Raw genomic sequence first — 13,281 nt, 5'->3', positions numbered from 1 at the left:
AAGGAGAACTGTTATGCTTCAGACGCCGCGATACAAAATCAAATACCCGGCCGGCACCGACCTGGTCAAGGACGCCGCCAGCCAATTCCAGCAGATGGCCCAAAGCATCGACGACAACATCGACACCCTGCCCGCAAAGATCACCGCCGATCTCACCTCGGCCACAACCCAGGCAAAACAAGCCGCCACCCAAGCCCAACAGTACGCAACCCAAGCCGGCAACGCCTCCGACACCGGCATGGCCACCATCCTGACCGACACGGGCAAACAATCCTACACCGCCATCAGCAAGCGCATCATCCCCGACATACGCAAAGTGCTCGTGGTCGGCGACAGCGTCTCCTCAGGGGCGGGCACATCCAACCCGGCCACGAAAAGCTGGCCGGCGCAACTTGCCAGATACACCGGCTGGACCGTGTACAACTACGCCGAACCCAACGCCGCGTTCGTCCAAGCCGGCACCGGTGCCAACAAGGCCAACTTCGCCGGCCAACTCAAAGCCGCCGCCACCGCGTTCGGCGGAGGGGCCAAGAACATCACCGACGTGATCATCGCCGGCGGTGTCAACGACAAAGCCAACACGTCCGGCGTCTACAACGCCGTTCGTTCCACCCTGACCCAGGCGCACACCACCTACCCATCGGCGCGCATCCACCTCGTACCGGTCATGCTCGGCCGGTACGGGATGGGACGCTACAACAACGGTACCAACATCGCCTCGCTGATCTACCTGATCGGCGAGGCCGCCGTCGGCCCGTGGATCAACCTCATCCCTTATGCATGGGAGTGGAACAACGGACGGGCCGACTGGGCCGCGGATGACATCCACCCCAACGACGCCGGCGCCGAAAACCACGCGCTATGCGTGCGCATGGGCATGGATGGCACCCCTCCGAGACCCATGTATTTCAGCCAAGGTACCCCTAGTGCGGGTGTGAAGGTCAACCAGGCCAACATCGTCTGCTCGTCAGGCGTGGTCAGCATCGACCTGAACATCACCATCACCGCGGCCAAACCGGCCTACAGCACGCTGGTAACAGTACCCGAATGGGCAAGCCAGCGCATCAACGGAGCCATGACCTGTGGCCTGCAATCCAACACCCAAGCGCCGTTCGTCTACCTCAGCTCCGCCGGCCAGGTCGCCAGCACCGGCGCCATCCCAGCCAACACCCAACTCTACATTGCCAAGGCCTTCCCTCTAGGGAGCTAAATGAGTGAACCCGTCCTTATCGCCTTGGCCGGGGCCGCTGGTGTCATCATCGGCGCCATCGTGCAGACCATCGGCCACATCATCCAAACCAAACACGACGGTGATGCCAAAAGCAGCGACCTGCTGCTCGAGGCCCAACGCCAACTCGCCGACCAGCTGGCCGACAACCAACTGCTCTGGCAACACAACCGCAAACTCGTCGACTGGATATGGAGTCGCAAAGGCCCGCCACCCCCAGACCCGCCACCCACATTATTCAAGCACGAACGAAAGGACTGACCATGCCCTCACTTGACCTGCTCATCGAGCGGATGACCTACTGGTGTCGGGACGTGAGCCTGGGCTACAGCCAACCCAGACGTTGGAATATCCGGCCCGGAGGCGACTGCGACTGCTCCAGCCTGATCATCTTCACGCTCCGGGAAGCCGGCTTCGACACCGGCAACGCCACCTACACCGGCAACCTGAGTGCGGAGCTGTGCGCCCGAGGCTGGACACGCCTGCCCCCGGACGGTCATCCCCAACCGGGCGACATCCTCCTCAACGACCGCCAGCACGTCGCCCTCAGCCTAGGCAACGGACTACTCGCCCAAGCAAGCCAGTCCGAAACCAACAGCATTGACGGACAGCCCGGAGACCAGACCGGCCGTGAAACCAACATTTCCAACTACTACGACTACCCCTGGGACGCATACCTGCGCTACCAACAACCCACCACTCAAGGAGAAGACATCATGATCAGTGATGAAGACGCCGCCAAGATCGCACAACAGGTCTGGAGCTACAACTGGCAATCCACCGCCACCGGAGGCACCACCTACAACACCATCGGCGCCATCTACGAGAAAGTCAAAAACCTCGCAGGCGATGTTTGGGCTTACAGCTGGAACGACAGCACCACCCCGTTCACCGAACTGTACGCGACCGGTGACCATACCATCGCCGCGGAACACAAAATCGACCAGATCATCGCTACCCTGACCGCCCAGCAAGCCGCCATCACCGCTCTGGCCAGCAGTATCGGCGCCGACCCCGCCACCATCGCCGATACCATTCAGCAAGCCGTGAGCGACAAACTCAACCAACTGCACATCAACATCACCACCGACCAGTAAGAGACAACACCATGAGCACACCCAAACACGCCAACACAAGTCAAACCGACCCGGCCAACCCGGACACCGGCATGGAAACCAGCGAATACCAGCCAGTCTTCAGCGCCCGCACACGCACCGGCATCTACATCGTCTGTTTGGCCCTTGTGGTCATCGGCACCGCATGCACCGCGTTCGGCCAGCTCCAACTCGGCGACTGGCTGGCCAACACCGCCGGTATCATCGCCGCCGGATTCGGTGTCGCATACAACCCCACCAGACTCAACAAAATCAGCTAACTGGCCAACTGTACGCCAGCCATACCAGCCCGAAGCCTGGCATCAGGCATGGCCACATATCGCTGCGTAGTTTCCACTGATTCATGGCCAAGCAGTTTACTAACCAGGTAAAGGTCATGGGTCTGCTCATAAGTTTTCGTCGCATATCGATGACGCAGACTATGAGCAGACCATTGTCCGTCCAACAGCCTGGTAATATGCTTGCCAACATAACTAGCTTCGACATGCCCTGACCAGCGGCCAGGTAAAAGCCAGCCGCCCCGGTCAACGATATGTTTGGCTAGATCATCAGGCAACGGCACAATACGCTGCTTATCACCTTTACCATGCACGATGAGTGACTGTCCTACAAGATCGTCCATAACATCATCACTGCGAACTTGCGCGATTTCTGCTCGTCTCAGACCGCATTCTGCAGCTAAACGAATCATAATGACTTCGGTCTCATTAGCATGAGTCAGCGCAGTAAGAATAATTCGGTCAGGGCACGGCCTCGGGTGCGCATGAGGACGACGTACGCTCGGCATACCTGCCGATGCATCAGATTCAGCTCGGCCAGTGCTATATAACCAGCCAAAGAAGCTTGTACAAGCATTGCGGTTACTTTTTCGTGTTTCTGGTTTCCATTGTTGTATAGCAAACCAGTGCAGCAATATTTCTGCGGTTACATCCCGTGGAGAGCCTTTTATATCACGGCTCATTTTAGATATCTGGCTGCGCCTGGTCGACACCGTCAATGATGACAAGCCCGCTGCATTCAGAGATTCAAGCCAACTGTTTATATCATCGCGCCACAACGGCGCTGCTTCTCGTTTTCCAGGCATACGACCTAATTGTGCATCAAGCCGTTAGGATGAACTCAGGTGGTTCCGGGTCGTGGAAGTCATGAGGTTGAACCTTGGACTTCTGAGGTTCAAACCCAGAGGTCCATAGTTCAAATCTATGCCCCGCTACTAATAACCGCGGAATTCCAACGAATTCCGCGGTTTTATTTTAATGGCAGCCCGATGCAGAGGCTGTTGGACTAATCGGAGATCTGATCGAACGCAGCATACAGGGATTGGAACAAACCTGCGCTTTTCTCGGCAATGATGCGCCCTGCCTCGGTAAGCGAATAAACGGAACTACGCCCCTCTGACTTACTCTCAATCAATTTATCATCGGAAAGCATGGTAAGCGTGTAGGAGAGCATACGATTGCTGATACCGTCCACACGGCGGCGAAGCTGTGAGAACCGTGCATCACCTTCACACAGCGCCGCAAGCACAAGGATGCTCCAACGGCTCGTTACATCGTTAAGCAGTGCGCGTGCAGGGCACTTTGATGAAAACATATCGTAGCGCGCCGGCACAGGCTCATTCATCGCCACTCCTCCTTCTTCTTCCTAGGCCACAGCAAGTCTCAAGCGCAATAATACTCTGCACTCATCAACCGGCAACAGCAATTCGCTGGTTCACTATGAGCTAACACTAACATTTTTATAGTGGTAACATTTTGTTAGTCCACACTGGGCGGGCACAACTATGAACGAAACAGTGAGTCTTCAGCTACGTTGCCACGGCAACAGCAGCATGACCATCAGCAGTGCCACAGACAACATACCTCCATCTAGAAAAGGACATAACATGAGCAAGAACATCGCAGTCGTGGCAGCCAACGGCAAGGGAGGACAGTTCATCGTGACAGAGGCAGTGCGGCGCGGATTGGACGTGACGGCAGTGGTGCGCGGCGAAAATAAAACAGACGCGCCACATGCCATCATCAAGGATCTCTTTGACCTTACGCCAGACGATCTCGCTGGTTTCGATGCTGTGGTGGACGCGTTCGGCACTGCGCCAGCGAACGCCGACGAACACATCACATCACTTAAACACTTGGCAGATATCCTTTCCGGTACCGACACCCGACTGCTGGTTGTCGGCGGCGCGAGCAGCCTCTATACCAACAAAGAACACACCTCCCAGCTTTCCGACACTTTCCCATTCCCAGAGGAAATCAAAGCCGTTCCCTTGGCCAAGAGCGCAGCGCTCGAGCAACTTCGCCAACGCAGCGACGTGCATTGGACTTACATCAGCCCTGCAGTCGACTTTCAAGTGGATGGCGAGCGCCGCGACACATACACTCTGGGCGGAGAGGAATACACCACGGACGAGAATGGGGTCAGTGCTATTAGCTACGCCGACTACGCCATCGCCATGGTGGACGAGATTGAAGCCGATACAGAGCACACGCATGACCACCAGCGCATCTCCGTGCGCTGGTAATTGTGCGGCAGTGGGACAGGAGGACGGAAGGACAGGCCACACTCATGACGTATAGGCACTTCAACCACAAAATGGCATGAGCCCAAGAGAGGCGTAGCCCGATTGAGAAAGAAATAAAAGGCCGGGGAGAAGACCTAAGTCTTACGGAACATCCGAACAGATGTCTCCCCGACTTTTCCCTTCCGTTCACTTTGCTACACGGCAGCCGGCTTGCTGCCGTCCAGTTGTGCGCGCTTGCTGCGGGTCACCACGATAACTGTGCCACCGGCAGCCGCAACAATCACCACCACAGCAAGAGACATGATGGCCACACCAGTAGCAGGCAGCGGATCAAGGCGACCGTTCCAGTCATCCGGATTGGCCTGCACCTGCGTTTCCCGGCACAACTGCTTGCCGTCGATAGTGACACGATCGGCTGACACCTCATTCACCCGGTCTGTTGAAGCAGCAGCATCGGAGGCAATGTTCTCCGCCGGCTTGACACCAACAGCAGGCTCACCCTCACTAGGCTTGACACCGGCAGGCTTAGTGTCAGCCAGCTTAGCGCCGTCAGGCTTGCTCTCGCCATCACCCTTGCCGGCATCAGGATTGCCGGTATCAGCATCACCGTCCTTGTCGAACGGGTGGGTATCGTCCACCCGGCATTCCAGCAGCGGGGTGCCGGTGACCTTGGCCCTGTCGGTGTGAGCGCCCTGCACGCCCTTGAGCGTACCGGTCACTTCCACCGAATCTCCGGGCTTGAGGACGAGAGTGTCCCAGTTGTCGGGGTATTTCAGGTCAACGACCTTGCCCTGACCGATCACGGTCTCGTCCTCCAGCTTCAGGTCCTTGGCCTGATACCAGGCACCACGACCATCCTGCGGATCAACCTTGCTCGTGTTACTGATGGTGAACACGATTTCGGTGTCTCCGCGCATGGTCAACGCCTGATCAGGGGTGTCACGGTCACCATCGGGCCAGCCGGCCTGCCGGTCCCACTTCTCGATATGCAACCCAGGCGTCAAATCAGGAGTACGCGTCCACACCACATTAGACGGCAACACTTTGTCGTTGTAATGTTCGTCGAACCGGTTCTCATGATGCTCCGTGACCTTGAGACGCTTGACCTGAAGGTAGGCACGCCAGCCGGCCTCATGCTTGGTGTCGGCAGAAACCAGAGCACGATACACGTCAGTCGCGTTCACCGTTACCAAGCCCTGATCGTTCTGGCTCACCTGGAACAGGTCACCCTTCACCTTAAGCGTGGACGAGTCGAATCCGGTACCGGCGATGCGATCACCCTTAGCAGCAACCTGCTTACCATCCTGGTACAGGTCTCGGGTGGCGTACACGGCCCACTGGCCCGTGTACTCATCGTATTGTGGGTCGAGTTGGTCGGTGATGTCCCACCGGTCCACCTGCGGGTAGGCACGGTTAGGCGGGAGGATGCTGGAGTCGAGTTGGTAGAGGAACTTGCTGTCCTTCCACACGCTCTTCCCGTTCGCCGATTCGCCCCCGACGTTGATGACCACGTCCTTGCTCGGGTTGATGGGCTTGACCGGGTTGGATACCTGATTGGTCACATCCTTCCGGTTGTCAGTGATCTGAGTGGCCTGGTTCTTGATCACATGCCCGTCCGTGACCTTGATGACCTTGAACGGCAAGGTCACATCAAACGTGCGACCACACAGACTCTGATCAATATACGGCTGAGAAAGCGGGTCAAGCTTGCGTTCACCGTAGGCTTTCAGATCCGTGGGTTGCGGGTCACCCTTCACCGTTTCACCGGTCGCAGGAATGATGGTGTCCACGGTCTTGGCGAACACGTAAGCCACACCCTTGTTGATTTGGATGTTGAACTTGGACGTGACATCCTGGCCAGACGCTTTATCCTTAACCGTAATGGCCTTGGAATCCACGTTCAGGTAGTCCTGTTCGTAGTCATCGACCAGACCGAGGCGTTGCATCCGATAGGCCATATCCTTCAGATCATGGGCATCCAATGTGAGATGGTATTCACCCTTGTCGCCAAGCAGGAAGGTTTTACCATCCACGCTTACGGTGGGTTTGCCCGTCTGGGTCACGTCCTTGACGGGGGTGATCTGAGGAGGGGTGTTCTCCACCTGGTTCGAGGGCACGACACCGTTGTTGATGGTCAGCCAAGCCTGGTTATCGATCACCTCACCGGTCGGAGCATCCATATTCACCCGAGCTTCGAAACGAATCGAGATACGAGGGTGGCTGCCTTTCTTCCAGTTCGCCAACACCCACGGCTTGTTGAACGCAACCGTGAACGCATGAGCCGAATCATCCCACACACTCGTCCATTGGGAGCGGGGAATGATCTTCCCCGTGTTCAGGTCAGTGATCTCCAACGTCGGCTTATCAGGAGTCGTATACCGGTCATACGTGTCCTTCACCTGGACATTGGTGACCTCATACATGTCCGTGGCCGGGATCAACGGTTCGGCATTGACCTGGTATTCGAGCTTCTGACCGGGCAACACATGCTTGCCGTCCACGCTTTCCATATCCCCGCCCTGCGAGCTTTCGGCAAGCACATCCTTATGAATCTGCGGAACCGTCACACAAATACCGGGACGATTCGAATCCACACCAGCACTACCCGCCTGCTGACCACCAAGATTATCCAACGCCGGCCCGTTGCCGGGGTTCGAACACGTATCCAACTGGTCGCCGGGCTGCTTGCCATAATCGGCACGCAGCTTGGCCGGGTCGAAGTTGACCGTGAACGAGACGAGCATGCTGATCTGACGCGGCTTACCCATCAGCTTCAACCCGCTCGTGTACTCCGGCTTCGCCACCGCCTTCACCGTACTGCCCGAAACCGTGATAGTGAACTGGCCGGTCACGTCACGACCCTTCGCGTCAATGGCCTCCAGAGAGGATTGTTCGGCGGTGGTCACGTCGGCGTCGTAGATACGAATCTTGGAAGTGCCTTGGAAGTCAACGATACGCTCCGCATTGCTCCAATCATCACGCAGGCTAATCGACGGCACCCTGGCCAGCGTGGCCGGCACGGTCGCGTTCACCACGCTAGCCACACGGTCGCCCAGGCGGAAGCTATGCGCATCCGCACCGGTCTTATTGGACTTAGTCGGATCGATCACCAGCTTATAGTCGTTCGAATCAGAGAGCGGGTCGCCGTTCTCCAAACCCACCCAACTCTTGTCAGGGTTGGGCGTCCACACGAACACGGGAGGCACGTTGGTCTGCACACGCTTGCTGTTCCACTGCTCGAACCCGGTATTCGTCAGCTTCACGTTCTTACCGTTCGTGCGGGTGGCGTCCTTGAACCGACCGCCAATGTAAAGCTTGACGAGATGGTCGGCAGGCATATTCTCCGTACCCTTGAGCACCGAAGGCTTGGCAGTCGCCACGGTTGTGGTGCCGACCACTGTGATGGTGAACTCACTGGTACGGTCCTTGCCGTCGATCCACACCTTCGCCTTGGACGCGTCGGTGAAATCAACATACTTGGCGGCATCCGACCAGTCGTCGGTGATCTCATACTTGTTGAGATCCGTGGCAAGGTTCTTGGGCAAACGACCGTTCACGACCGCTCCTACCTCGTCGCCGGGGATGAACACGTGATTATCCTCGCCGACGTTGTTGGTACGGTTCGGATCAGCGGTGTTCAACGCACCGTTGGCGTCGAGCAGCCAAGCCTTGTCAGGCTTGGGACTACGCACGAACACCGGAGGCGTGTTGGTGGGCACCTTCTTGTTGTTCCACTGCTCGCTGCCGGTATTGGTCAGCTTCACTTCCTTACCATCAGTATCCGTAGCCACCTTGAACGTACCACCAACGTAAAGCTTGACCGGCTTATCGGCCGGCAGGTTCTCGGTACCTTTCAGCACCGAAGCGTTGGCAGTGGCGACCGTGGTGGTGCCGACCACCTTGATGGTGAACTCACCGGTGCGGTCTTGACCGTCGATGTATACCTTGGTCTTGGACGTGTCGGTGAAATCAACGTATTTCGCGGCGTCAGTCCAGTCGTCGATGATCTCATACTTGCTCAAATCAGTGGCAAGCCCCTTGGGCAGACGACCGTTCACGACCGCTCCCACACTGTCGCCGGGCACGAACGTACGCTGATCCTTACCGACCTTGTCTGTACGATTCGGATCAGCGGTGGCAAGCGCACCAGTAGCGTCGAGCACCCAGGCCTTGTCAGGCTTCGGGCTGCGCACGAACACGGGCGGCACGTTGGTGGGTACCTTCTTGTCGTTCCACTGCTCCGAGCCGGTATTGGTCAGCTTGACTTCCTTATTGTCAGTATCGGTAGCCAGTTTGAACGTACCGCCAACATAAAGCTTGACGACCTTATCGGCAGCCAAGTTCTCGGTGCCCTTGAGCACACTCGCATTAGCCGTGGCCACCGTGGTGGTGCCGACCACCTTGATGGTGAAGTCACCGGTGCGGTCCTGACCGTCGATATACACCTTGGCCTTGGACGTGTCGGTGAAGTCAACGTACTTGGCCGCATCCGACCAGTCGTCGATGATCTCATACTTGCTCAAATCCGTGGCAAGCCCCTTGGGCAGACGACCGCTCACGACCGCTCCCACACTGTCGCCGGGCACGAAGGTGCGCTGGTCCTTGCCTGCAGTGTTGGTGCGGTTCGGATCGGCGGTAATCAGCGCACCAGTAGCGTCGAGCACCCAGACCTTGTCAGGATTGGGACTACGGACGAAGACACTGGGAATGTTCGAATCCACGCCTTCGTTGCCCCACTGCTCGCTGCCACCATTCGTGGCTGTCGCGCCTTGGGGCACGTCGGTGAGCTTGACCTTACCGGAAATGATAAGCTTCACCGGCTTATCGGCAGGCAGATCCTTCGTACCAGCCAGCACAGCAGACTTGGCCTTGGCGATGGTCTTCGAACCACTGACCGTGATGGTGAAATCGGACGTGCGATCCTTGCCATCCACATACACTTTCGCCTTACTGGCATCAGAGAAGTCCACGTAGGACGCGGCACCAGTCCAGTCATCCGTGATCGTGTAGGCTTCCAGGTCACCGGTCAGACCGGCCGGGATACGACCGTTCACCACCGCACTGATCTTGTCTCCAGGCACGAACGTGCGATTGTCCTTACCGGCCTTGTTCGTACGCCCCTTATCAGACGCGACCAACGCACCATTCTCATCGACCGTCCACACCTTATCCGGCTTAGGGGTCACCTTCGGAATCTCCTTATGGTCACCGGTCTGGCAGTCCTGATTGTCACCGTTCCAACAGGCCTTGCTGTCATCTTTCAGGACCTGGTCTTGTTTGGTGACTTTGGGATAGGTGGGCACATGCAAGGTCACCAAACGCGGCACCCAATCCTTGACATGGGCCTTGACGATGATCCTGCCCGGCTGACTACGGTCGATGCTGATATCAGCGCCGGTGGTCGCACCGGACTGGCCGTCAGTGACCTTGACCTTGGACAGGTCGTCATGGTCGGACGCGCCGACCCATGCGTCCTGCAGGATCGTGTCATACAACCACACATGGGCCGAACCGGCAGTATGCGCCGAGACTCTGGCGACATAGGGAACGGTGTTGGCGACCACCGACGCTGACGAGGTGGGCGTCACGTCGTCTTTCTTCCACAACGTCTTCGTGGGTTTCACCGGTTTGGTATCCCATGCCTCGGCAGGATCACTATCCGAATAGGACACCGGGCCCGCCATATGCCCCGATTGAGGCACATCCAGACCGAACCCGAAATGACCGGCAGGCCATTCACTCCAACCGAAATCACCCGGGGTGAAGTTAGGCCCTTGGGTGATTGAGTTGTTGCCCATCAGGAAGTTCTTCGACCGGCTCTCATGACCACCGTTGGGGTACCCGTACCAGTGCAGGGTGCTGGTGGCCCAAATGTTCTCACCAATCGTGGAACCGTTGTTCGAGGCCACCACCTGATCATGCACAGCACCAGTGGCACCGGTGTTTGCGAACCCGCCCTGCTGCTGTGTGTTCACGCTCAAGTTATAGTTGTTGACCGGCTGGTCATGCTTCAACACCACACACGACTGCGTCGTACGCGGAGCAAGAGACTTAGTAGCAAGCTCGTTCACGTACCGCAAATAGTTATCGCGGTCTGCGGCATTGGCGTTGAGTGCTCCAGTTAGCCCATCCCAACTGTCCTTTAATGCTGTTGCAAGCGCTCCTGATGGTGGTGCACCTCGGTAGACGGTCTTGCCCTTGTAGCCGTCGCCGATGAAACTGCCGACGAGTACGATGCGATAATCTGAACGCACACCGCCGTAATTGCTGATGGCATCGTTGTATGCACGGTCGCATGCGCCGTCTGGGTCCATGAACGCTTGGGTACCGCGGCCATCTTTCCCGAAGGTTCCAGCGCTCCAAGCGTCCCATTTACCCATCTCGGTATACGCGTTACCGTCACGGTTGGGCGTATCCCAAGCCCACCAACGATACTCATAACCAGAACCGTTGTCTCCGCCGATGACACCACCAATACCACCGGAGCCGCCGCCATCATCATCTTGTGCGCCGATTTCTGGCCGGTATGAGTTCAGCCGGGCTTCAAGGTCGGCGCCCGAGCCTTCAACCGTGCCGACACCACCGGCCATGCCCGCCAGTGTGCTCTGTTTCACGGCTTTCGTAGTTGTTTTCTCCGGTTGAGCCACGGCTGTCACTGCGCTGCCGGCGAGCATCGAAAGCGCCACCACACCAGCAGTGATACTGGCGACCAAGCGTTTTGCGAAGCCGGAATGATTCCTGCCTACATCAGACATAGGAACCGTCCTTTCGTTCTTTTGAACACTCCCGTTTTCGGGAGATGCTCTACCCTATGCCGGCAAAGAACGAACGTTGGGCGGACAATGCACAAAAAATAAAAAGAGCCGAACACCATACAGATGCTCGGCTCTTCAGAAATACGAATTCTCAGAAAATCATTGACAATTCATCATATTAGGACCACACGCATTCAGGTCAGGATTAGCATGCTGTTGAACCCATTCGTCCCAGCCTGCAGGCATGCCATCAGCCTGCAGGCCATTGTTTCCACCGATGGTGCCTCCAACCCCGTTGCTGCCCCCGTTGGGTGATGCCGGTTTCGCCGGTGCGGGAGTGTTGTTCTGTGCCGGGGCACGATGGTTGTTATTGGCAGGAGCACGACCTTGAGAACCACCACGTTGTACGCTGTTACCACGTTGCGACTGTCCAGCTTGACTACCAGCAGACGAACTAGCTTGAGCCGCAGCCTGTTCCGACTGAACCCGTGCCGCTTCATCAGCCTGCGCTTTCACATCCTTGGAAGCGTTCACCGCATCGACCGCAGCATGAACACCATTCACATCCTTCTTGTCCAGCACATCCTTCAACTGGACTCGCACGTTCTCATCAGCCACCTGACCGGCGGACTTGTCATACACCTGCTGCCCATCAGCCAACGTCTTCGCGTCACGCGAATCATGAACTTTCCTCACATCAGCACGCAGAACAGCCAGCGCCGCATCTGCATGAGCCGCCGAGCTCTTTGCCCTGGCTGCCGATGATTTCACATCACGATTCTTAGTTGCGTCACATGAGATCTCAGCCCCCAATGTTTCGACTTTCATATCTTTACGCAGTGTTTCCAACGTCTCACGGTCAGCTACATCTCCGTCCGCAACAGCCGAGGCAACCTTCGCTTCCCCATCACGATAGGTGCGATACGCGTTGTGACTCTGCTCAAACTGACTGACAGACTGTGAACAGTCAGCATTCGCTTTGGCAAGCTCCTGCCGCTGCCACACCAATATCCCTATAATGATTGACACACTCACAATGACGACAACCAGAAGCCACCATTTCCAATGGTTTGTTAGTTTGCAAGTACCCGATTGAGAATCGTCAGGATTTTGATTCTCTTGCTTATTTGAAATGTGTGAAGACTCTTGCATGGCTGTACTCTTTCCTGAGCTCGCTATGTTGATGCGTATTGACGTTGCTACGTATTGTTAATTAATCAGAGACACTTTTGGCACGACATACTTCTCCACCGCACCAGCACCTAGCTGTCCCTTTCTCTATGATTCAGGTTGGGCTTGACACCGCTACGTCTCTGTTGCCGTTTCCGGCTCTCCAACTCACGCGCATAGTCTCGCGCATCGGGATGCGTTGTCAACCATACAAGAAGGCTACGGTATCGCGTTCTCTCAGTCCCTTGGACTAGATTCACACCATCCTGCACTGCTAATCTGGCTATTCGTTTCCGCATCGTCCACCCCAACCCACCAGCGATACCGCAACGCTCATGTGCAACGATCGCTCGAGCCAAACACTCGTTGTTCAGGGGGCAAGCAGCGCAAACAACCGCACCAGCACGACGCATAGTTCGTTGATCTGCCGTAATAACGCTTGCTTCCCCAAGCCCCCACATGTGGTCACTCCATGGCGCAGGAAACGCT

General features: G+C 56.9%; 10 protein-coding genes. 5 read left to right on the top strand and 5 right to left on the bottom strand.

Annotated features, from left to right (window positions below):
- Positions 1-13: 13 nt before the first annotated feature.
- The 4 genes from ACSYSO_RS01785 to ACSYSO_RS01770 are packed head-to-tail and all read left to right on the top strand — an operon-like array spanning position 14 to position 2,603.
- Positions 14-1,210 carry an SGNH/GDSL hydrolase family protein gene (locus ACSYSO_RS01785; RefSeq protein WP_491701890.1) on the top strand — a complete coding sequence of 399 codons (1,197 nt, stop codon included), beginning with the start codon at positions 14-16 and terminating at the stop codon, positions 1,208-1,210.
- A complete protein-coding gene (locus ACSYSO_RS01780; protein ID WP_491701889.1) occupies positions 1,211-1,489 on the top strand; it encodes a hypothetical protein in 279 nt (92 codons plus the stop codon).
- Between the two features lie 2 nt (positions 1,490-1,491).
- Positions 1,492-2,325 (top strand): endolysin-like domain-containing protein, encoded by an 834-nt coding sequence (locus ACSYSO_RS01775; RefSeq protein ID WP_491701888.1) that lies wholly within the window; start codon positions 1,492-1,494, stop codon positions 2,323-2,325.
- A gap of 11 nt (positions 2,326-2,336) precedes the next feature.
- Complete coding sequence (locus ACSYSO_RS01770; protein WP_491701887.1) at positions 2,337-2,603, top strand: hypothetical protein; 267 nt, start codon at positions 2,337-2,339, stop codon at positions 2,601-2,603.
- Here ACSYSO_RS01770 and ACSYSO_RS01765 read toward each other — a convergent pair.
- Together ACSYSO_RS01765 and ACSYSO_RS01760 are read right to left on the bottom strand one after the other, a co-directional pair.
- On the bottom strand, positions 2,600-3,427 hold the full coding sequence (locus tag ACSYSO_RS01765) for a tyrosine-type recombinase/integrase (RefSeq protein WP_491701886.1): 828 nt from the start codon (positions 3,425-3,427) through the stop codon (positions 2,600-2,602). The two genes, ACSYSO_RS01770 and ACSYSO_RS01765, sit on opposite strands and share 4 nt — an antisense overlap.
- Before the next feature lie 200 nt (positions 3,428-3,627).
- Entirely contained in the window at positions 3,628-3,966 is a 339-nt protein-coding gene (locus ACSYSO_RS01760; RefSeq protein WP_491701885.1) for a winged helix-turn-helix transcriptional regulator, read from the bottom strand.
- A gap of 262 nt (positions 3,967-4,228) precedes the next feature.
- Between ACSYSO_RS01760 and ACSYSO_RS01755 the strand changes: the two genes are divergently transcribed.
- Entirely contained in the window at positions 4,229-4,867 is a 639-nt protein-coding gene (locus ACSYSO_RS01755) for an SDR family oxidoreductase (protein WP_489760540.1), read from the top strand.
- Positions 4,868-5,061: 194 nt separating this feature from the next.
- Here the strand turns inward: ACSYSO_RS01755 and ACSYSO_RS01750 are convergent, their stop codons facing one another.
- The 3 genes from ACSYSO_RS01750 to ACSYSO_RS01740 all read right to left on the bottom strand — a co-directional run bounded on the left by ACSYSO_RS01750 (position 5,062) and on the right by ACSYSO_RS01740 (position 13,205).
- Positions 5,062-11,622 carry an LPXTG cell wall anchor domain-containing protein gene (locus tag ACSYSO_RS01750; RefSeq protein WP_489760542.1) on the bottom strand — a complete coding sequence of 2,187 codons (6,561 nt, stop codon included), beginning with the start codon at positions 11,620-11,622 and terminating at the stop codon, positions 5,062-5,064.
- Positions 11,623-11,781: 159 nt separating this feature from the next.
- Complete coding sequence (locus tag ACSYSO_RS01745) at positions 11,782-12,651, bottom strand: hypothetical protein (protein ID WP_489760543.1); 870 nt, start codon at positions 12,649-12,651, stop codon at positions 11,782-11,784.
- A 233-nt stretch (positions 12,652-12,884) separates the two neighbouring features.
- Positions 12,885-13,205 carry a WhiB family transcriptional regulator gene (locus ACSYSO_RS01740; RefSeq protein ID WP_491702040.1) on the bottom strand — a complete coding sequence of 107 codons (321 nt, stop codon included), beginning with the start codon at positions 13,203-13,205 and terminating at the stop codon, positions 12,885-12,887.
- Positions 13,206-13,281: the final 76 nt, after the last annotated feature.

The organism is Bifidobacterium sp. ESL1130 (genome assembly GCF_058507935.1).
This window is presented reverse-complemented; position numbering and strand designations above follow the sequence as displayed.